The following is a 21,373-nucleotide window of genomic DNA, read 5'->3' as shown; positions in this document are numbered from 1 at the left end:
ATGGGATTTTCTCCCCCTGCACCCTGCCTCCTGCCTCCCAATCCCCCGACTTCTCTTTAAGGTGTAATTTGTTATACCCTTGAAGAGAACCCAATTATGAATGTTATGGAACATAGCCATAGCTGTAGTTACAGTACACTGAACAATTTCCGTAAAGCCGCGCAAGCGGGTGAATTTTTAGTTACCGCCGAGGTAGCACCACCAAAAGGGGGAAATCCCACACACATGATTGAAATGGCGGCGACCCTTAAGGGGAGGGTTCATGCTGTCAATATTACCGATGGTAGCCGAGCTGTGTTACGGATGTCTTCATTGGTAGCATCAGTGATTTTGTTACAAAATGGGATTGAACCAATTTGTCAGATGGCTTGCCGCGATCGCAACCGTATCGGATTACAAGCCGACTTGATGGGCGCACACGCTTTAGGTATCCGTAATATCTTAGCCTTGACAGGCGACCCAGTAAAAGCAGGCGATCATCCTGAAGCCAAAGCTGTATTTGATTTAGAAGCTGTGCGGCTATTGCAACTGATTCGGAAAATGAATCAAGGTGTCGATGGCAATGATAAACCCTTGACCGATGGCGCAACCGATTTATTTGTAGGTGCAGCCGTAGATCCTCAGTGTGCTAGTTGGTCAGGTTTGCAAAGTCGCTTTGAACGCAAAATTGAAGCCGGAGCGCAATTTTTTCAAAGCCAGTTAATTACTGATTTTGAAAGACTAGAAAAATTCATGGACAAGATAGCGTCAGTTCATAATAAACCCATTCTGGCAGGAATTTTTCTGTTGAAATCAGCGAAAAATGCTCAATTTATTAATAAATGCGTTCCAGGTGTCAATATACCTGAACACATCATTGAGAGGTTAGCAAAAGCCAAACACCCCTTAGAAGAAGGTGTAAAAATTGCTGCCGAACAAGTGCAAATTGCAAGGCAATTATGTCACGGTGTCCATATGATGGCGGTGAAGCGGGAAGATTTGATTCCCAAAATCTTAGATTTAGCCGGAGTTGCACCAGTTAATCAGGTGTTAGCGAAGTAGGCGAGGCAATTTTGTTTGTGTTGTACAGAGGAGGAGAGGTGATTGGTATCGTCTCTCCTCCCTTTCTCACTGCTAAACTAAGAAACAACCCTTACCCTGTGCAAAGGTGATCTTATGACCTCTGCAACTAATCTAGACACTGACCTCACCCCATTTCCTGACCATACGCAGCTACCAGAGTCCGATGGTAAATTCGTGAAAAACTGGCAAGAACATCCTCAAAGTATTTTATTGACGGACTCAATTCAACCCGTCCTCAAACAATTACATCCTGATGGTCAATATTGTATTGGTCAGGACTTAGGCATTTACTGGCGTTTAACTGACCCCCCAGAAAAAGGTGCAGAAGCACCGGATTGGTTTTATGTAGGAAATGTCCCGCCTTTACTTGATGGACAAACACGACGGTCTTATGTATTGTGGCGTGAGTTCATTTCCCCATCAATTGCTTTGGAATTTGTTTCCGGTGATGGTACAGAAGAACGAGATAGAACACCTTGGAAGGGTAAATTTTGGATTTATGAGCAGGTAATTCATCCAGCTTTTTACGGTATTTATGAAGTAAATCAAGCTAGTGTAGAAGTCTATCACTTAATTGATGGGCAATATCAATTATTACCAGCTAATGAACGCGGACGTTATCCTATTACACCCTTGGGAGTTGAGCTAGGTATATGGGAGGGTGAATATCAAAATGCTGAATTACCCTGGCTACGTTGGTGGGATGCGGAGGGTAATCTGTTGCTGACTGGTGAAGAACGCGCCGAACAAGAACGTCAACGCGCCGAACAGGAACGTCAACGCGCCGAACAGGAACGCCAACGCGCCGAACAAGAACGCCAACGTGCAGAACAAGAACACCAACGCAATGAACGCTTAATTGCTCAATTGCGCGCTCTTGGTGTTGAACCAGAAATTTGAATAAAAATAGTAAAAAGACGTTGCAAAGCAACGTCTCAAAATATCATGATCACGAGGTTATCTATCCTATTTAAAAGGTGTATATATATCTTCCGAATCAGCATTGAGATACGGACGTTGCAATTGAATCTTCAATGCAGAGAACTGTTGTAAAATTGATGTCATCCTAGCGGATGGGGTATTATCGCCTTGTTGCCACGCGGCTAACAAACCATTCGCCACAATTTGACAACGGTGTGTACCAAAACTCTCACTTTCATTAAATCGTTGTTTTGGTTCTTCTGCGATCGCTAATCCTGGTGCAATGGGTTTAGTAAAGAGAGGGACTTGCTCTTGGAAATGCTCTTGATGCTCTATGTAAAGCGTTTCTAAGATGGGGGAAACCCGTTCATAGTCATTTTTGTCAAAATATAACACGGCTGAGTCATAACGCTGATAATCGGAAGGGTTGTATAAAGCTTTAAAGGTAAAAGCTAAGGATATCGCATTGAGTCGTGTTGTCAAACTATCCATAACTGCAACTGCACCATCTGGGGTGACATTAAAGTAAACACGCACCAAAGTATTATCTGCTGCTTGGTAAAATTGTGATGCACCAGCATCAGCAACTGCCATATAAAATCCATTCTGCACGAGATTCTTAGGCATTTTAATCGCCACTAAATCACCTACGCTTCCAGATGTTTGCATTTTTTGGGGTTCAACATACAAAGTTAAACCATCACGCTGTACAGCTACAGTCCCATCTATCTCCTCTTTGACTATCCGCCAACCATAACTCCAGTAACCTGTACCTCTGTTATTTTCATGCAGGCGATCGTAAAAAGCTAAGTCTACACCCAAAAAGGTGTTATTTTCTAAATTTTGATTAACAGCTAAATTCGATATCTCTGCATCAGAGGACAAAACACTTCTCAATGAGCCATTATAATAAATGCCATAGAGAAAAGTCCGCAACTGCTGACTCAAATAATTATTTTGTATCTCCATTGACAGCTTTTGAAAGCGAGAAACTGAAGCCTCTGGTAATTCTAAGGGTTTGTAGTTTGGATGTTTAATACAATACTGGGACTGAATCTCAATATTATGAATAATATCTTGCAGTGATAGTTGCAGTGACTCTGAGATATCCGATAATTGGACGGGATCTAATAGTTGCATAAAGATGAGCCTGTAATGAAGAGGGACTTTCAGAGAAAAAATATCGAAACTGTAGGGTGCGTCGGTATGAGTAACTTCTGAGTATAGTTAGTTTCTGTCGCACTGACGCACACTACCTAAGCATTAATTTCTGATAATTTATGTTTTGGTGTTACCAGAGATAGAGCAATAATTTTGGTTTAAGCAAGAGATAAATTAGCTGCTGAGAAATCTGTTGCTTCTACACCAAAAATTGTGGGGATAGATGTTTCGGGACGACACAATAAACTCTTGGCGACTTGTAGCATACAAATACCTATATTCCCAAAGCTTTTTTCATATTGCAGTCGTGCTTGAATTGCTGTAATTAAGGCTAAACCGCAAAATTGCATGACTCGTTGCAAGAAATCAGGACGCTGTTCTAAGATTTCAGGGAACTGAGTTAAGTAAGCATTTACCAACTCTCGCAGCGAAGGTTGCAGAACATACAAAGGGGTTGAGGCTAAACGTAAGGACTCATCAATGGCAATCGATTTACCTGTCACCATGCTGTACAACCAAATTTGCAGATAACTGGCGATGACTGTCCCTAAATCATTGGCGGGATCTCCCCAGTTACCCCGTTCCCAGTCAATGAAGCGGATAATTTGATCATCAGGTGTAATTTCCCAATCGAGGGAGAGCAGTATATTATTTAACTTCAAATCATTATGAGTCAGACAACATGGGGTAAAAGCATTGATTAATTCTGCGATCGCCTGCCCCAAACTATCGTAGCGTTGATATAGCGCGAAAAATTTCAGTCCATCAGCCGGAACTTTGCCAAAAATTTCTGGTGTCAGTCTATCTATTCCACGATTAAGATTAGGCGTTTTTTGATTCCACGTATCATCAGCACTATTGTAAAAGAAATCCCGATACTCGTGGCTGTTAATAGTAACCCGATGAATCAACGCTAAGGTACTTCCTACTGACTTTGCTATCTTAGTGGGAAATAAATTTAAATTCTCTTTGATATAGAAATCCATTAAATCTCGATAATTATCGAGATAATTGAAAATAATAACGGAATTTTCTCTATGAAAATGTACTGCCTCAGATACATAGAGACGAATATGGCTCAGATTAGGAAAAGTTTGTAAAAAGTTGTGAATACGCCATTCTAACAAAAATTCTCCAGCCGTTTTTCCTTCAGTATTATGACGTTCTTGCTTCACCAGAAATTTTTTACTATCTGGTAAAGTAACTAATAAATTAAAATTCTTAGCGGCTTTTAGCTCAACTTTACTGAACTCTTGCTCATCAAGATTACATAAATTGAGAGTAGTTAGATACTCAAATACGTTTTGATAACTTAAAATTAATGGTGGCATAGTCTGAAAATACATGACAACTTTAATAATAATTAAACTGGTTAATTATTCCATATTTTTATTTTTAATATAGGCGATTAAGCCAAACTCAAATATTGCTTAATCGCCAACACCATAATCGCACCAGAACTCAATAGTTCTGATTCAGGAAATCACCAATTGAATATGTTTTCAATTAGTAATAGACTTTATTATCACTAAAAGATTTAGCTAAATGCCCGATAGCATCAATACCAATAGTGATCACACCAAACTCAAATCCTTTTTCAACAATACCTAATACTGCACCTGTGCTACTAGAATAGGCATAGTTACCACCATGAACAGTATCATCAAGATTGCTCAAATCATTGAGAAAGCTTTCGGAATCTTGGAAAAGTTGTGCGCCAGTTACCTGTAATTCGGTCAGATTAATAGAGGCCATAATTAACTCCTAAAACATTGATTTTGATGAGAAAATGCAGGCGATTAAGCTGGAAATATTGAGATTGCTTAATCGCTTATGCCACAATTACTACAGGGCTAAATAATGCTGATTTAGATAGCCACTAATGAGAAATTATTAGTACCAACCAGGTTTGTTATCGCTAAAGGACTTAGCCAAATGTCCAATAGCATCAATACCAACAGTAATCACACCAAATTCAAAGCCTTTCTCAGCAATGCCTAAAACTGTACCTGTGGAACTAGAGTAGCCATCATAACCACCATGAACAGAATTATCTACACTATTTAATTCATTGAGGAAACTTTCAGAATCTTGGAATAATTCTGCACCAGTAGCACGTAATTCATTAATAGCGATAAATGCCATGATAGACTCCTAAAGCAATCTTTGTTTTGAGTAGAAAATGCAGGCGATTAAGCTTGTGAAATCTTGAAATTACTTAATCGCTCATGCCACAATTTCAACAGGGCTAAATAAATTGGATATAAATAGCCGCTAAGAAAATTAGTAGTAATAACCGGCTTTATCATCGCTAAAGGACTTAGCCAGATGTCCAATAGCATCAATACCAACGGTAATCACACCAAATTCAAATCCTTTCTCAGCAATTCCTAAAACTGTACCTGTAGAATTGGAATATGCACCGCTATAACCACCATGAACAGAATTATCTAGGTTATTCAACTCATTGAGGAAGCTTTCAGAATCTTGGAATAATTCTGCACCAGTTGCACGTAATTCATTAATAGCGATAAATGCCATGATAGACTCCTAAAACAATTTTATTCTGAGTAGAATCTGTGGGCGATTAAGCTATCTGTTGCTTAACCGTTGATTCAATTTTTATTTAACTTTCCTGTAGAAATCAAGCTCAAAAATTTAATTGCAGAGACACAAGATAGTAATATATGTCTATTTTGTACGTGATTTGTATGCTAGGGATTTAATATAGGAATCCGACTTGATTATTGAAATTATTTGCGTAAGTAGGGAACAGGGAACGGGAAAAGAACTAAAAGAGGTGTACTGAGTTTTTTTCAGGAATCAAATATGAGTCCTATAGATAAATTGCATTAATCAAAGCAATTTATCACTTAAACAACAAGATACCCGACTTCTCAAAGAAGTCGGGTATCTGGACAACAAGAACTTTTACAAATCAGATAGAACTGCTATAAATTTAGTAACTACCTGGGTACACCAAGCTGTCGGCGTAAATCTTGAATTTGTAGCTCTAGGTTATTGAGCCATCGATCAAGAGTATTGTTGGCATCAGCAACTGTGACTGATGTTGGCTCTTCTTCCTGTACTGGTGGTCTTCTACCATATCCATATCTGGGTTCTGAACCAGCATAAATACCTTTCATTTCCCAAGAACTGAGTTCCTGAATAAATTTGTCTTCATTTTCAGGAAAAAGGTCATAAATTTTGATTTTTCCCATTTGCTTGCCTCCTGCAACACGGTTATATCAATGAATTAACTAACAGGAAGTGACTAATTTTAAAAATTAGAATCTCCCCCTTATATTTTGATTTTCTATCTCATAAAGTCAATGTTTTAATCAGATGTTTTCAGACACAATTACGGTATTTTGGTCTATAGAAACTGATTTTTTAGCAGAATGAAATTGATTTGTCTAAGACAAAATAATAACCCCACTTTCTTCATGAAAGTGAGGTTATGAAACTCAGCCGATTTTTGCTTCGGCTGTTCCTTGTTAACTATGGTTGTGAACCAGGAATAGTCACGTCTATTGGTGTTACTTGTGTTGCTAATTGTGTTAATGGCGGTTGAATAGCGGTTTGATTACCCACTACCAGCGTTACGAGATTTTCTGGTTTGAGATATTGCTTCGCTACCCGTTGCACATCGGTGGCTGTGGTTGCAGAGACAGCTTTTTGATAGCGGAAGAGAAAATCAGCCGGGTAGTTGTAATATTCGTAGCGCATTAACCGCGAGAGGGTTTGAGCAGGGTCTTGAAAGTTAAAGACAAAGGAATTTAAAGTAGACTCCTTAGCAAGAGTTAGTTCTTGTGCTGTGACTGGTTGTGCTTGAATGCGTTTAATTTCTGCCTGTAAAGCTTTGATAAACTGTACAGTCGCATCAGAGCGAGTTTGTCCCCCAGCAATGAAAATGCCAGGATAATCAAAACGGGGACTCCATAAACCGTATACAGAGTATGCTAAACCTTGGCGCGATCGCAATTCATTAAACAACCTCCCGCCAAAGCCATTTAATACCCCATTCAACACATCCAAAGCTGCATAGTCAGGACTATCAAATCTCCCTCCCAAATGTCCCAGCAATACACTACTTTGGGTTAACTGCGGCTGATTAACAAAAAATACTCCGCCGGTGTTAGCCTGTGTAACCTCTGGTAAAGGCAGTTTCATCATTTTGAGGTTACGTGGCCAATCACCCAGTTTAGCTTGAATCAGCGATCGCATTTTTTTGCTATCAAAATCCCCCACAATCCCTAAAATCGTGTTATTGGGGTGAAAGAAATCCCCATACAAGCGCACTAAATCTTCGCGAGTAATGCGATCTATCGTGGCATATTCTACAGTCCGCGCATAGGGGCTATCTTTGCCGTATATCAGTTTGCGAAATTCCCGGCTGGCGATACTATCAGGATTATCATTCCGGCGTGCAATCCCGCCTTTAGCTTGAGTTTTGGCTAAATCTAGCTTTTCTTGAGCAAATACTGGCTCTCTTATCACCTCAGCAAACAACCCAAACACCGTTTCTACATCTTCACTGAGAGCATCAAAACTAGCACTTCCCGTTGCTTCATTGATACTAGTTTCTACAGATGCCGCCCGTTGTTCTAAAATTTCATTTAACTCATCGGCGGTATGTTTTTTAGTTCCCCCGTTCCGCATCACCGTACCCGTCAAAGCCGCTAGTCCGACTTTATTCCCATCTTCCCAACGGCTACCAGTCCTGACTAACGCTGTACCACTCACCAAAGGTAGTTCGTGATCCTCCATCAGATACACAACCAAACCATTTTGCAGTACAAATCGCTCATACTTGGGCAATTTAATTTCCGGTAACGGCGCAAACTGCAACTCAGTGTAATGCTTGGCTGCGGCTGTCGCCACCGGAGAAAAATTAAAAGTTACCAATAAAAAGGTACAAGCAACCATTAACGCGTAAATCAGTCGCTTACCATGTTGAATTTTCCTGGACATTTACCTGTGAACCCTCACCTGATACTTTTAAATTAGAAATTTCCTTGAGTAATGAATACTTTTGTTCTTACTCAGCACTCAGCACTCTTCATCAAGTTTGTTTAGACAGCAATTTGCCAATTGTGCGATTTTCGGCGGTGAATGTTGTCTTAGCTATTCGCTGAATATCCGCCGGAGTCACAGCCGCAATTTCATCCAATTGTTTAAACAGATTCCGCCAAGAACCAGTTTTGACTTCATACTCTAAAAGTTGCTGTGCCATACCCATATTAGAGTCGAGGCTGCGGAGTAAATCTGCTCGTGCTTGGGTTTTCACCCTTTCTAATTCTGAGGCAGTTACCGGTTGGGTTTGTAATTTGTCAATTTCTTGGCGTAAAGCCGTCGCCACATCATCAACACTGTGACCAGGAGCAGTCAAGGCATAAAATAGTATCAAGTTGGGATATTTATCTCCAGGAAAACCGCTAAAACCTTGGGCGGTTAAAGCTACCCGTTTTTGTTCTACCAAGGACTTATATAATCTTGATGTTCGTCCGTTACTTAATAAACTACCAATGATTTCATAAACTGCATTATCAGGATGAGTACCAGCCGGACGATGATAACCTTCTAGATACCAGGGTTGGGAAGGTAATTCTAAAGTTACTTCCCGTGTTTGAGTTTGCTTCGGTTCTACAGGAATTTTTGCTTGGGCTTTGGGTTTCGACTGATAGCGACCAAAGTAAGTCTGTGCTAATTTTTTTACTTCTGTTGGGTTGACATCGCCCACCACCGCAATTGTAATGTTACTGGGTACATAGTGAGTGTCAAAAAAATCCTGTACGTCTTTAGGTGTGAGGTTACGAATATCTTCGTCATAACCAATTACCGGTCGTCTGTAAGGATGGACTTTATAAGCAGCATTGATAAACTTTTCAATCATCATGCCAATGGGAGAATTTTCCACCCGCATCCGTCGTTCTTCTAAAATTACATCTTTTTCTTTATAAAACTCCCGCCGAATTACAGGATCAAGAAAGCGGTCAGACTCTAGAGACATCCACAGTTCTAACTTATTAGAAGGAAAACTATAGAAGTAACGAGTCGCTTCTGTGGAAGTGTTAGCATTTAAACCCACACCGCCGGCTTGCTCAACTATTTGCCCTAACTCATTTTGCTTGACTAATTTAGCTGCTTGTGCTTCGACTTTTTGAAATTCCCCTTGTAACTTAGCGACTTCATCTTGTTTTCCACTAGCTTTTGCGGCTCTAATTTGAGTATCCAACTGTTCTAAACGCTCTAACAGAGGTTTTTCGGCTTTGTAGTCAGTTGTGCCGATGCGGGTAGTGCCTTTAAAAGCCAAATGCTCCAAAAAGTGGGCAACGCCAGTTTTACCGTCTGGCTCATCCACACCACCCACATCAGCGTAGGTGAGAAAGGAAACTACAGGTGCTTGATGGCGTTCTAAAACAATAAACTTCATGCCATTACTCAAGCGGAACTCTGTGAGATTCTTAATTACCCGGTCTAGATAGGGTTGAATCGAACTTTTAGTTGTAGGAGTTTTGCTGAGTTGGAGTGCAGTTTCAACAGGGGGTAAAGTTTGAGTCTGGGCTAAAGCCATTGACGGTACTATCCCCCACCAGCCAACTAATAGTGTTAAGAAAATTGTTAGCAGTCGGCGGGAGATATCCTTGTGTAGAAAAGCCGGAATGTATAATTGATGTTTCATATCTGGGGCGTGCGAGCGACTGAACTGATTCATAAGCAACAAGTAAAATAAATTTTCACTACTTAGGTAGCAGGTGACTAAGTCATGGGAGCGTTAATCTTGTATTAAGGTTTCTGTGCTTTTCGTACCTGACGTTAGACAATAATGCTACAAACCGTGTTCCGGAGATTTTACAATAACTATTATGCGAGTTTTTAATTCTCCCCCACCCTCAGAAGCCCAGACACGCTCCCGCATCCTACAGGCAGCACTCAGGTTATTTGCATCTCAAGGATTTGATGGTACTACCACCCGTGACTTAGCACAAGCAGCTGGTGTGGCGGAAGGGACTTTGTTTCGCCATTTTACAAATAAAAAAGCGATTTTGGTGGAGGTAGCAACTGCGGGCTGGGTGGAGATTCTCACAGATTTACTGACAGAATTAAGCGAAATGGGCAGCTATAAAGCTGTAGCCCAGGTAATGCGCCGCCGGATGTGGAATTTGCACAAAAATGCCGATTTAATGCGAGTGTGCTTTATGGAAGTGCAGTTCCATCCAGACTTGCGCGATCGCATTCAAATCGAAGTCATCAACAAAATGACCGATGTCGCCGAAGCCTTCTTCCAAACCGCAATGGATAAAGGCATTTATCGCCAAATGGATGCCAACTTAGTCGCCAAAGTCTTTTTAGGAATGTTTGCGATCGCCGGTTTTTCCAACAACACCCTCATGCAACCTGATGCTTCCCCCCAACAAATGCAGCAAATGGCCGAAGGTTTAGCCGATATCTTTCTCAATGGGGTATTGGTGAAGGATTGAGGGCAGGGCAGGAGGCAGGGGGGCAGGGGGCAGGGAGACAAAGGAGAATTTATTTCTCAACTCAGCACGGGCTAAACGCCCCGCTTCCGCTAACACCACTCACCACTCACCACTCAGCACTCAGCACTCACCACTCTCCTAGCTTGCTGACTCCACTGTTGAACTAACTCAACGGCAGGACACAAATCGCGTCGCTGCATGGTTGCTACTTGCAGGCGTAAAATCTGTTTGTGTAATCTGTGGGTGGGAATTTGGGCTAATTGTGCTACTGAACCAACGCCTGCGTGCAGCAATAAACCACAATACTGTATTCCCACACTAGGAACACGCGCTAAATCAGCCAAGGCTATCCATTTATTGACATATTGCAGGTGAACTTGTAATTTACTTGCCAAAGTCAGCCTATCTTGTGTAGTTTTTCCCTGTTTAACTAACTCCAGGGTGGTTTGGATTCCACAGTTGTGTAATTGTAATTGTTCTTCTGGACTCAACCCTGGTAACTGTTCAATCGGCCAGTCACCGGATTGCATCGTACTTCGGTTTTTAGTTGCCGTTACTTTAGTAGGCATTTTGAGGAATTAACATAAGTTGCCTTTAATATTGTGACTTGTAAATCTGGGAATTGGGCATGAGGAATTGGGCATTAAACTAACAAACATTAACGATTCCTCTTAGAAAATAACCCAGACATACTTAATCCAGTTGCTAATAAACCCAAACATCCGAATCCGTTCAAAATCGGATACATTCCCTCAAGATGGAAAATTTCTCCTGTATGAATACTCAACAGTAAGCTAGCAGGGACTCCTATACTAATCGACCACTCACGAACAAAAGTTGCTAACATCCCTGTCAATACAGTCAAAATCAGTGGCAGAGATATAATGATGCCAAGAATCCGATGATACTTACGAAATGAACGTTTCATGGTGGTTCTGTTAATAACTGAAAATGCAGACACGACCAGAAGAATCTACTTTTACTTGCTTAGACTCGATGTAAATAATTAGTATGAGCAGTTTTACTGATCTCTGTACTAAGATACTGCACAGTAGGTAGAAAATTCAGCAAAAGAAAAATATAGTTAATTTCCGAGGCTTTTTTCTCGACATCTTTAATAATTGAATAGCAGAAATATCATCTTCAATATTTCTGTTTATGGTAGGTGTGATACCTGAACAAAAATCATCAATTACAAATACAAGTTTTTTTGAGGAGTTAATTATGAAGCGTTTTCAAGCAGTTGCGATAGTTACTATCATCAGCCTCATGGCTTTAGTGGGATGTAACAATGTTGAACAACCTAATACGCAGGCTTCACCTAGCGAAAATACTACTAAAACAGTAGCAACTTCCACAGAAACCACGGATTTTAAAGGTTTAGAGGGTGTAATTACTAATACTAAAACAGCAGTCGAAGCAGGTAATTTTACGAAAGCTAAAGGAGAATTTGAGAAATTCGAGGGTTTTTGGTCAAAAGTTGAAGACGGAGTGAAAGCTAAATCTCCTAAAACCTACAAAGATATTGAAGATCAAGCCGATGAGATTAAAGCAGGTCTGAAATCCTCTAAACCAAATAAACAGAAAGTATTAACGGCTCTAGCTTCTTTGAGTAAAAATGTTACTAGTGTTGCTAAACCTTAAGCATTAACTTCACTAGGGGACTAAAGAATTAATTCTCCCCGTAAGACTGTCACAGCTTGTCCTGCTAGCAAAACGCGATCGCCTACGGTGGGGCGTAGCCCATCGCCACCCACATAATTGACTTTCACAACTCCGCCACGGCTGGATGCTTGGTATGCTAAAAATTGATCTTTGTGGAGGCGATCGCGCCAATAAGCAGCCAAGCAACAATGGGCTGCACCCGTAACAGGATCTTCGTTAATTCCTAAACCTGGCGCGAAAAAACGAGAAATAAAATCATACTCAGAATCAGCTTTGGCAAGACTTGTTACCACCACATCAGCTATCGGTAAACTTTTCATCTGCTGAAAGTTGGGCTGCATTTGTCGCACTAAATCTTCTGATTCCACCTCTACTAAATAACCCAAACTATTCTGCATGACTGTTTTTAACGGTACTCCTAACGCCTGACTCAGTTCTGGCGGTGCAGTAGTTGGTTGAGAATGAATCACCGGAAAATCTAACTCAATCCAGTCACCTTGGCGTTTAGCAATGAGTAAACCGCTTTTGGTGTGGAAACGTGCGTCTTCATTGGTGGATAAATGCCCTTCCGACCACAGCACATGACTACTGGCTAAGGTTGCATGACCACAAAGCGGTACTTCTGTTGTCGGCGTAAACCAGCGCAGACTAAAACCATCATCTAGTTTGATTAAGAAAGCCGTCTCCGATAAATTCATTTCTTGGGCGACATTCTGCATCCAAGCGTCTGTTTGCGGAGTCGCTAAAACACAAACTGCGGCTGGGTTTCCCGCAAAGGGTTTGTCGGTAAACGCATCCACCTGAGTAATAATTTGTCTCATAAAATTACACTGCAATTAAAACTAGCTAATTTGCAGCTTAAATATAGATAATCCTGAAGAAGTATATACTAAGGCGATCGCTCTGGGCAAACTAAGACAAGTGAGAGAAATTGAGAATAAGCGTTTAAGGGCAGCATCTAAGGATAAATAAAAAATATGTTGTTAAATCAAGCAGAAAATCTTGCCATCAAAATTTTAAAACCTCTTTTTAAGGCGATTTCTTTCGGGCTAATATTTCTCAGTTTAGTTAGTTGTGGTAATGGTCAAACATCTCCAACCGGCATAGAACGCCCAACTATAAACAGTAATTCTTCTCCAGCCCCAACAGATGCAACAACCGATAAAGAAGACGAAGAAGATGAGCAGGATGAAGCTGATCAAGATGACAAAGACAAGAACAATTAAGATAAGAATAAATCAAGTTGTGTGAATGGTGATGGTAATCCACAACATTTCTAGTTCCCTGGCTGATACTTTACGACAACGTAGGCAAAAACTCGCCACCTTAATTGATTTCCCCGTCATTCTGTGGTCAGGTCACAACAGCCCCCGCAATTTTCCTGCTAACCCTTATCCATTTCGGGCTAGCAGTCATTTTTTGTACTTTGCTGGTGTGCCTTTACCTAATGCAGCCATTCGTCTAGAAGCGGGGAAGTTAGAACTGTTTATGGATGACCCCGAACCAAGTAGCGCACTCTGGCATGGAGAACTACCAAAACGGGAAGAAATCGCTGCCATCATTGGTGCTGACGTAGCCAAAACCCTGTCAGAATTAAAACATCGGGGTAAAGACGCAGCATCAATTCCAGTGCAGAATTATCGCACTACCTTAGTACAGTCACAAATTCTACAAAGACAAGTCTCTTCACCCTATGATTTAGAAGGTAGAGACCGAGAACTAGCAAAAGCGATCGCAACTTTACGTCTCACCCACGATGCAGGCGCACTCACTGAACTACGCCAAGCCGCCGCTATTAGTATTGAGGCGCACAAAGCCGGCATGGCGGCCACACCCCAAGCTAAACTCGAAGCCGAAGTCCGCGCCGCAATGGAAGGGGTGATCATCGCCCACAATATGACAACTGCCTATAACAGCATCGTCACAGTTCATGGTGAAGTCTTGCATAACGAAACCTATCACCACCCCTTGCAACCAGGAGATTTACTTCTCGCCGATGTCGGTGCAGAAACGCCTATGGGTTGGGCTAGTGATATCACCAGGACTTGGCCTGTGTCTGGTAAATTTTCCCCTACGCAACGAGATATTTATGAGCTTGTCCTAGCCACTCATGATGCTTGTATTGCCAAGATACAGCCAGGAGTAGAATATCGGGATATTCATTTATTGGCGGCGCAAGTCATTGCCGAAGGGTTAGTAAATTTAGGCATTTTAAACGGTAATCCCCAAGATTTAGTAGAGATGGATGCCCACGCCCTATTTTTCCCCCACGGGATCGGGCATTTACTGGGCTTAGATGTCCATGATATGGAAGATTTAGGGGATTTAGCAGGGTATGAAACAGAAAGAAAAAGAAGCGATCGCTTTGGTTTAGGCTACTTACGTTTAAATCGTCCCTTAAAATCAGGAATGTTAGTCACCATTGAACCAGGTTTCTATCAAGTCCCAGCCATTTTAAATCACCCCCAACACCGAGAAAAATATCAAAACGTCGTCAATTGGGAACGTCTCTCACAATTTGCTGATGTCAGAGGTATCCGCATTGAAGATGATGTTTTAGTGACCTCAACAGGTGCTGAAGTGCTAACAGCCGCCTTACCCAATCAAGCCCAGGCTGTAGAAAACCTAGTCAATCAATTTTAGATTTTGGATTTTAGATTTTAGATTGACTGCAACCATAAAGGAATACAGCTTGGGGATTTTAGATTGGCTGTCTTCTCTACGAGAGGCTGCACCAAGGTAGCGGACACAACACAGCGAGTATTTTAGATTTGTTCCACCTATGTTGCTGAATCAGAGTATGAAATGCAAAAGTTATCTTTGTTTATCTTTTGCACCTTTGCGCCTACCGCAAGCGGAACGCCTAGCGGCGAATGCGTGAGACAATTCATATTCTCAATCAGCAACGCCGTTTCACATACAGTGGGGCTTGTACCAAAAACAATCCAAAATTTAAAATCTAAAATTCCGAGGGTTAATCAAGTCTAAGTAATTTCACAAATCAAATCAAATTCTTATAAAAACAAATAACTGCTTATTTGCAGGATAATTTTGCAGTCAAAAAATTCTTCCGTAATTACCCAACTTTAAAACTTTTGCTTAAGTACAGACAATCAAAATCTATATTTGCGAAGTTATTTAATCAAATTAGGTAACATCTAGTTTAAAAATTAAAACCGCCGATGGCTGAGTAGAGCCACACGATTTCTCAAAATACCCAGTCTTTATAATTACTTTATAAAAAGCTGGATATATAAAGATAATCCTTTAAAAAGCTATTAAAATTAATGCTAATTAATACTGAATTTTACAATATAGAATAAAAATAAGCATTTCTTCGCAGGTTTACCGTTAGAGGCAGGAATTAAAGTCGAAAAAACAGGAAAAATCAGGCAATAATTTCATGCCCAATAGCCTCGGATTAATATCTTTTAGCTGCTTATTATTGACAAGTTGTAGCCCTAATAGTACAGCATTAAAATCGCCTCAGACAAGTCAAATACAACCCCAAAGCAACATAAAAATATTGCCAGATCATCTATCTTCAGTCAAGGAGGAAAAAAGAAATAGTAAAGATATTTTTACTAACAATGATGCAGCAAATGCAAACATTGAATATCCATCATCTGAATCATTAAACAAAAATGCCATTCAATTGAATAGCCACAACATTCAACAAAATAATTATCTAGCTCAAAGAGTCTCCGTGAGAAAAACAAATGAGACAGGTAATTACATGACTCTCACACCGTCTGGGAGAACTAATGATTTAGGAAATCCACTATTTGAATTGCGTCTATACGTCAATAACCAGCCTGTCAGTAGCTTTTTGACAGTATCTGGACGCACCCATACACAAAATAAAAATCGCCATCGTTCCGGTACAGAAGCACCATTACCCAACGGCATCTATACAGTCGCCAAAAATCATACTCGTGGAACTATTGCAGAAGCCGGAGAACGGTTTTTACCAATAACACCTCGGTTCCGCACCGGTCGCACTGACTTGGGTATTCATGTAGACCCATCTTATAACAAGAACAATGGGGAAGATGGTACCTCTGGATGTATTGGTATGACTAGCACAAGAGATTTAGATCAACTTTTGAACTATGTGCGAAATTATCAACCACAGTATATCAACGTCCAGATTTAGCGATCGCAAACATGATATCGGAATCATATTTGATTTGTGCGGAGCTAATTTACCTGTTCCCTGTCTTGTTCTGAAGCACAGGAATCACAGCAGATTCCTGGAAATTGATTTCAATCACCAAGATTTTGTATTCACCATTCTTTGATTTTCATAGGAGTATTTGATCATGTTGAAAGCATTCATGGCTGGCGTGATAATTTTGGTTGCTGCTTTACCCGCAACCGCAGAAATTCGCCCCAGACTTAGTAATACCGATATTGCTTCTAATCCCCAATCCTATGCTAGCGTTTGTACAAATGATCGATATGGTCGCTTGTCTGTACGCACTGGGCCTGGACAAAATTACCGTAAAATTACAGAAGTTTCTAACGGAATTACAGTAGCTTTAATGGCTGGTCAATATGGTCAAGATGGTTTTTACTGGTGGAACATTAACCATAATGGTATACGTGGCTGGGTAAGGTCTGATTATATCTGTAATTGATCCACAATATTAGATATCTCCGTTGACAATCTCCAGTCTTTAGACTGGGGAGTGTCAACAGAAAAGTGGGTATTTCACTCGATTGATTTTAAAAGGTTGCAGGTATTCATATCCCCGACTTTTTAAAAAAGTCGGGGATCTATGACCTATCATAATTTGTGTGGCGGACTAGTGGGAAAAACAGGTGACAATCGAAATCTATGTCAGCACGGATATTGAAGCAGATGGCCCTATTCCTGGGCCTCATTCCATGCTTAGTATTGGTTCAGCAGCTTACACCGCAGATAAACAATTAGTTGCTACCTTTTCAGCTAACCTGGAAACCTTACCAGGTGCATCAGGTCATCCCCAAACTATGAAATGGTGGTCACAACAGCCAGAAGCTTGGGCAGTCTGCCGAGTTAATCCACAGCCTCCAGCATCAGTGATGCAAGCATATCACACTTGGTTAAAAGCATTACCAGGTAAACCAATCTTTGTTGCTTATCCTGCTGCCTATGATTTTATGTTCGTCTATTGGTATTTAATCAACTTTGTAGGAGACAGTCCTTTTCAGCACTCAGCATTAGATATCCGTTCCTATGCAATGGCATTCTTGAAAAATAGCTACAGTGAATCTGGCAAGCGCAATCTCCCAACTGCGTGGTTAGAGGAACAACCCTTAACACATATTGCTTTAGATGATGCTATTCAACAAGGAAAGTTGTTCTGCAATCTATTGCAAAACAACCTACAGCGTGAAAGTTAATCAAACCAATTTTTAGGCTTTGAGACTATCGAGATAAGCCTTAATCGCAGGTAATGCAGTCATCTTTTCATAGAAGAAATTGTTGACGATATTCATGACCTCGGCTTGGGCTGCTTCTACCTGTGGGCCAAGGGGAACGTCTGGTTTTTGACGGCTGATGCAGCGAGATAAACGCAGCAAATGGCGCACAATTTCTAATTCCTCTTCTCCTTCCAAGACCCTGATGACTGACATAATGAGTTCATCTGTCTGATCAAGAATACTTTCGATATCAAAAACAGTGGCTTTTTCTGTAGCCTCTTGGACAGTCTTGACTAGGGAGTGGACTTGATAAAGTAATGCGGCTGGTTCGTCGAATAGTTCACGCAAAAAGGCGGCTTCTTCATATTGACCGTTCAGTCGGAAGATGTTGTACAGGCGTTTAGCGGCTTTACCGTAGTTGAGATGGTCTTCTCTAACGTATTTTTTGACTTCTTTTTTTAATGTTGCTACATAGTCATCTAAGACATCTGTGGAAACTTGTTTGACTAGTTTAGAAAAGATGGGTGCAGATTGAGCATCTAAGTAAACCTCTTGGAAGTAGCCGTCTAGATAGCCGTCTAGGGGTGTGATTGTACCGTCGGGAGCTTCCCAAGTCACATCTAAGACGTTGCTGGCGTTGGATAATTGACCACGCACTTGATCCGCGACTACCCAGTCTAGCTTGCACCAACCCGGTTCTTTAGCTACAGCATCCCAAGTGATGACTAGAGGATTTCCTTGGCTATCCTTTGCTTGAATTTCTCCGGCTATCACTTCATCAGGAGACCAGGAGATTGGTGAACCTTTGTGATAGGTGCGATTATGGCGAATTACATTTTGGGAATAGCTACCAAATTTGAGTTCAATAAATTGAAAGTTAACCCCGGACATACTACCGAGTGCTTTCTCACGCATAATTCGCGCTAGAATCTCACAGGCTGCGGCTCTGGTGGGAGCAATAATATTGACTCTCTCAAAGTAATCACAGTCTCCTGGGTGAGTTTGCACTTTAGATTGGGCAGCTGAACCAGAAAGAGCCAGTGCGGTTTCCACAACACCAGGAATATCATCAAATTCGACAATTTTACCTATAGCTCGAAAGCGTTCTAAATCTTTGGGGTCGAAATCTAACATGGTGACTTTGTGACCAAATACACCAGTTTCTTCGTCAACCACAATATCACTGTCCCCTGTGGCTTCGGTGATTGACTTCATCCAACGCTCTAATTCTTGCTCATTGAGTTGTACACCCAAGCGGTTAGCAGATTCAATTACACGATTGCGCGCTTCTAGGGTCTTATCTGGGATGGTTGTCATATTCTCTATTTGGTTTTGGGTAATTGTTGTACTTGTAGGTAAAAGGCCGCTTGTACCTAATGAATAAAGGTTTTTGGACTTATGCTAGGAGATACTTTAGTTCAGGGAAGCCTTTTGCAAAATAATCATCCCACGGGAGCGATCGCAGGCTGAATCTTTATCCACACAAGCTTTATACATCCGGTCTATGGGACATTTCCAAAAGCGAGTGTATCGCTTGGGATTGGTATCTGCAATCATGATTTCTTGAGAACTAGGGTTATAGTCTGCTAACAGTGAAAAATGTCCCCCTTCTAAGTTGGGGTTATTGTGAGCAATTTTAGTGTTGAAATTGAGAATATGAATATCATTGGCATCTACCACAGCCTTTTCTACAATGTCTGTGAACTTCTCCATCGTCATTGATGGATTATCAAAATATTCCAAATTCACAGTTAGTGGTAAATTGGCATTTTCTACATATTTCACACAAGTGTCGTAGGTTTCAGCCAAGGTCATACCATCATCTAACACGGAGGCGATCGGTAGCTTCGTCACATAGAAAATATCATCAACTGTAGCTGTAAAACCTAAAGAAGTCATGGCATAAGCCAGGGCTGTAACATTACAACAACGAATCGGTTGTTGGAATTCTGCTAATTGAATATTATCGAAGTCTTTCATGATTATTTTCTGGTTGGATGTGTTAGTAACTGGTAAAATATGGATATTCAGTTGGGAGTCATTTGTCGCAGAGTTTCGTTGAAATTGATTTATCCGCCAAGCAATTCCATTTTTGATAGATTACAAGTGTTGTCAAGATTTCTTACTGCCCATAAAGTGAGCTAAAGATTTGCAACTAAAGCTTTACGCACTCAGGTTTTGAAATACATAAGGCGCAGTTAGTTGTCTTGATTATTGTTTGGCTATGATGAGATAATTTGCCAAATTTGTAAACAGAAAAAATCGTATTTATTTTTACTAAATGTACGAATTGACAAATTAATGGCAATAATGCTGATTCATTGAATAACGGTATAGGAAGTCACAAAAAACTTTTAAATGTTCTAACTGTCCTGTGGCGTTTTGAGATTTTTTACTTAAGTGTTTTATCTGTTTTCATAATTTTTTACAAAAAAAGCAATAATTTTTTTTAAAGCTGGAGATTCTGCCCAAAAAATATTTTTACTTGGGTTAATTTACTCTAAAAGAATACATTCTTGAGACTGGGCAATAGAAATATGCCTTCAACCAAAAACCCGACTATTTACTGATGTTGTCGAGTCCCATTTATCCACTACTGTGTTTATATATAAATTTAAGAAATTCAAAATGGTATTGTTATAACAATAAACTATATAAAGTCAGCGATCGCTACTTTACTTCTCACCTAGGATGCGGGTGTATTAACTGAACTACTGGTGTGGCAAACTTAAAGTGATGCCAAAATAAGTTCTTGTGGTGAGAGCTTATAGCCCTCACCAGACGGGATATAAGCCCATAAGAGCATTATTTTTACTTAAATATAATCGCCAAATGTGGCTTTCAAAAGGGAATACTTCCGTGACAGTAAATCTACTTCAGCCTTAGTTAATACCTTGGAGTTGATGCTTTAATGCCCAATAACTATTACTAACTTCAGCATAATCTCTTTGCAGAATTGCGATGAAACATTCCACATATGCTAATGCGCGATAACGAATGTATTCATCAAAACTTTTCATTGCTTCTTCAGGATCATCACTGATGTTCCGTAAAGGGTTGTTAGGCTCTAAATCCATCGTGAAATGAACAGAATAAGGCAACACAATCTTGCCCCGCTTTAAAGCCGCAATTTCTTCTGGTGATATTTGCCATCTATTTTTAGAGTGTCTCTCAAGTGCTTGCAATAAGTTTGTTTTAAGTCCTGTTACTCTTCTACTTGCAGGGGGGTTGTAAACGATTGTTCCCCTAACAGCCTCTTGAGAGGCTAATAAATAATTTTTAATACTATCAATAAAATCTTGGAAATCAGGGTCGTTTGCTTGTAAAGAAGCTAACAATTCTATTCTTGATTCATGAGGAGCAAATCTGACATCTTGATCAATTTCATTAATAACTTTTGCAAGATTCAGAGGTTCATCATATCTAATTGATTCCCAGTATCTACGACAAGCGTTGAGATAATCTTCATGAATTACCTGGAATTTTGAGTAAGCAGGCTCAACAAATTGTTCTAATAATTTTTCTTTTTTCTCTTGAGCTTTTGACAATTGACCTGATATAAACTCTATCAGTTTTATTGCATCTGCAATCATGTTGACCCCATATCACAAAAATTTCCTGGCTGATTATACTCGTGTTCAATAATGTTGAAATGAAAATTGAGGATTTTT

At 40.4% G+C, this 21,373-nt stretch carries 23 protein-coding genes; 9 read left to right on the top strand and 14 right to left on the bottom strand.

Annotated features, from left to right (window positions below; genetic code table 11):
- Nucleotides 1–105: 105 nt before the first annotated feature.
- Nucleotides 106–1,041, top strand: coding sequence for a methylenetetrahydrofolate reductase (locus tag CLI64_RS07370; protein WP_103136597.1), 936 nt, complete (start codon nt 106–108; stop codon nt 1,039–1,041).
- Nucleotides 1,042–1,155: 114 nt separating this feature from the next.
- Entirely contained in the window at nt 1,156–1,962 is an 807-nt protein-coding gene (locus CLI64_RS07365; RefSeq protein ID WP_103136596.1) for a Uma2 family endonuclease, read from the top strand.
- Between the two features lie 66 nt (nt 1,963–2,028).
- On the opposite strand, the gene CLI64_RS07360 is transcribed toward CLI64_RS07365, so the two are convergent.
- The 8 genes from CLI64_RS07360 to CLI64_RS07325 all read right to left on the bottom strand — a co-directional run bounded on the left by CLI64_RS07360 (nt 2,029) and on the right by CLI64_RS07325 (nt 9,829).
- Nucleotides 2,029–3,123: a T3SS effector HopA1 family protein gene (locus CLI64_RS07360; protein ID WP_103136595.1), complete on the bottom strand. Its 1,095-nt coding sequence runs from the start codon at nt 3,121–3,123 to the stop codon at nt 2,029–2,031.
- A 179-nt stretch (nt 3,124–3,302) separates the two neighbouring features.
- Nucleotides 3,303–4,475, bottom strand: coding sequence for a phosphotransferase family protein (locus CLI64_RS07355; RefSeq protein WP_103140634.1), 1,173 nt, complete (start codon nt 4,473–4,475; stop codon nt 3,303–3,305).
- 175 nt (nt 4,476–4,650) lie between these two features.
- Complete coding sequence (locus CLI64_RS07350; RefSeq protein ID WP_103136594.1) at nt 4,651–4,899, bottom strand: hypothetical protein; 249 nt, start codon at nt 4,897–4,899, stop codon at nt 4,651–4,653.
- A gap of 138 nt (nt 4,900–5,037) precedes the next feature.
- Nucleotides 5,038–5,289 (bottom strand): hypothetical protein, encoded by a 252-nt coding sequence (locus CLI64_RS07345; RefSeq protein WP_103136593.1) that lies wholly within the window; start codon nt 5,287–5,289, stop codon nt 5,038–5,040.
- 138 nt (nt 5,290–5,427) lie between these two features.
- The gene (locus CLI64_RS07340) at nt 5,428–5,685 is read right to left on the bottom strand and encodes a hypothetical protein (protein WP_103136592.1); all 258 of its coding nucleotides are present in this window, start codon (nt 5,683–5,685) and stop codon (nt 5,428–5,430) included.
- 425 nt (nt 5,686–6,110) lie between these two features.
- The gene (locus CLI64_RS07335; protein WP_103136591.1) at nt 6,111–6,365 is read right to left on the bottom strand and encodes a hypothetical protein; all 255 of its coding nucleotides are present in this window, start codon (nt 6,363–6,365) and stop codon (nt 6,111–6,113) included.
- A gap of 280 nt (nt 6,366–6,645) precedes the next feature.
- Nucleotides 6,646–8,118: a pitrilysin family protein gene (locus tag CLI64_RS07330; protein ID WP_103136590.1), complete on the bottom strand. Its 1,473-nt coding sequence runs from the start codon at nt 8,116–8,118 to the stop codon at nt 6,646–6,648.
- A gap of 91 nt (nt 8,119–8,209) precedes the next feature.
- Nucleotides 8,210–9,829 carry a pitrilysin family protein gene (locus CLI64_RS07325; protein WP_103140633.1) on the bottom strand — a complete coding sequence of 540 codons (1,620 nt, stop codon included), beginning with the start codon at nt 9,827–9,829 and terminating at the stop codon, nt 8,210–8,212.
- Nucleotides 9,830–10,013: 184 nt separating this feature from the next.
- Here CLI64_RS07325 and CLI64_RS07320 point away from each other — a divergent pair, with 184 nt between their 5' ends.
- Nucleotides 10,014–10,628, top strand: coding sequence for a TetR/AcrR family transcriptional regulator (locus CLI64_RS07320; RefSeq protein ID WP_103136589.1), 615 nt, complete (start codon nt 10,014–10,016; stop codon nt 10,626–10,628).
- 113 nt (nt 10,629–10,741) lie between these two features.
- On the opposite strand, the gene CLI64_RS07315 is transcribed toward CLI64_RS07320, so the two are convergent.
- The gene (locus tag CLI64_RS07315) at nt 10,742–11,197 is read right to left on the bottom strand and encodes a DUF4332 domain-containing protein (protein ID WP_103136588.1); all 456 of its coding nucleotides are present in this window, start codon (nt 11,195–11,197) and stop codon (nt 10,742–10,744) included.
- An 89-nt stretch (nt 11,198–11,286) separates the two neighbouring features.
- Nucleotides 11,287–11,556, bottom strand: a complete 270-nt coding sequence (locus CLI64_RS07310) for a peptidase (RefSeq protein WP_103136587.1) — start codon at nt 11,554–11,556, stop codon at nt 11,287–11,289.
- A 296-nt stretch (nt 11,557–11,852) separates the two neighbouring features.
- Between CLI64_RS07310 and CLI64_RS07305 the strand changes: the two genes are divergently transcribed.
- A complete protein-coding gene (locus tag CLI64_RS07305) occupies nt 11,853–12,272 on the top strand; it encodes a DUF4363 domain-containing protein (RefSeq protein WP_103140632.1) in 420 nt (139 codons plus the stop codon).
- A gap of 20 nt (nt 12,273–12,292) precedes the next feature.
- On the opposite strand, the gene CLI64_RS07300 is transcribed toward CLI64_RS07305, so the two are convergent.
- On the bottom strand, nt 12,293–13,114 hold the full coding sequence (locus CLI64_RS07300; RefSeq protein WP_103136586.1) for a PhzF family phenazine biosynthesis protein: 822 nt from the start codon (nt 13,112–13,114) through the stop codon (nt 12,293–12,295).
- Between the two features lie 156 nt (nt 13,115–13,270).
- Here CLI64_RS07300 and CLI64_RS07295 point away from each other — a divergent pair, with 156 nt between their 5' ends.
- The 5 genes from CLI64_RS07295 to CLI64_RS07275 all read left to right on the top strand — a co-directional run bounded on the left by CLI64_RS07295 (nt 13,271) and on the right by CLI64_RS07275 (nt 17,681).
- Entirely contained in the window at nt 13,271–13,519 is a 249-nt protein-coding gene (locus tag CLI64_RS07295; protein ID WP_103136585.1) for a hypothetical protein, read from the top strand.
- 31 nt (nt 13,520–13,550) lie between these two features.
- Nucleotides 13,551–14,936, top strand: a complete 1,386-nt coding sequence (locus CLI64_RS07290; protein WP_103140631.1) for an aminopeptidase P family protein — start codon at nt 13,551–13,553, stop codon at nt 14,934–14,936.
- Nucleotides 14,937–15,696: 760 nt separating this feature from the next.
- Nucleotides 15,697–16,449, top strand: coding sequence for a L,D-transpeptidase (locus CLI64_RS07285; RefSeq protein ID WP_103136584.1), 753 nt, complete (start codon nt 15,697–15,699; stop codon nt 16,447–16,449).
- Nucleotides 16,450–16,615: 166 nt separating this feature from the next.
- Nucleotides 16,616–16,933 (top strand): SH3 domain-containing protein, encoded by a 318-nt coding sequence (locus CLI64_RS07280; protein ID WP_103136583.1) that lies wholly within the window; start codon nt 16,616–16,618, stop codon nt 16,931–16,933.
- A 184-nt stretch (nt 16,934–17,117) separates the two neighbouring features.
- Nucleotides 17,118–17,681, top strand: a complete 564-nt coding sequence (locus CLI64_RS07275; RefSeq protein WP_103136582.1) for a 3'-5' exoribonuclease domain-containing protein — start codon at nt 17,118–17,120, stop codon at nt 17,679–17,681.
- Nucleotides 17,682–17,693: 12 nt separating this feature from the next.
- On the opposite strand, the gene CLI64_RS07270 is transcribed toward CLI64_RS07275, so the two are convergent.
- From CLI64_RS07270 to CLI64_RS07260, 3 genes are all read right to left on the bottom strand, one after another.
- On the bottom strand, nt 17,694–19,019 hold the full coding sequence (locus tag CLI64_RS07270) for a hypothetical protein (RefSeq protein WP_103136581.1): 1,326 nt from the start codon (nt 19,017–19,019) through the stop codon (nt 17,694–17,696).
- A 96-nt stretch (nt 19,020–19,115) separates the two neighbouring features.
- On the bottom strand, nt 19,116–19,682 hold the full coding sequence (locus tag CLI64_RS07265) for a phytochelatin synthase family protein (RefSeq protein WP_103136580.1): 567 nt from the start codon (nt 19,680–19,682) through the stop codon (nt 19,116–19,118).
- 902 nt (nt 19,683–20,584) lie between these two features.
- Nucleotides 20,585–21,295: a hypothetical protein gene (locus tag CLI64_RS07260; RefSeq protein ID WP_103136579.1), complete on the bottom strand. Its 711-nt coding sequence runs from the start codon at nt 21,293–21,295 to the stop codon at nt 20,585–20,587.
- Between the last annotated feature and the right edge of the window lie 78 nt (nt 21,296–21,373).

Origin of the sequence: Nostoc sp. CENA543, assembly GCF_002896875.1 — a bacterium.
Taxonomy (GTDB): domain Bacteria; phylum Cyanobacteriota; class Cyanobacteriia; order Cyanobacteriales; family Nostocaceae; genus Trichormus.
The sequence above is the reverse complement of the archived record's forward strand: the minus strand, read 5'-3'. Positions and strand labels throughout refer to the sequence as shown.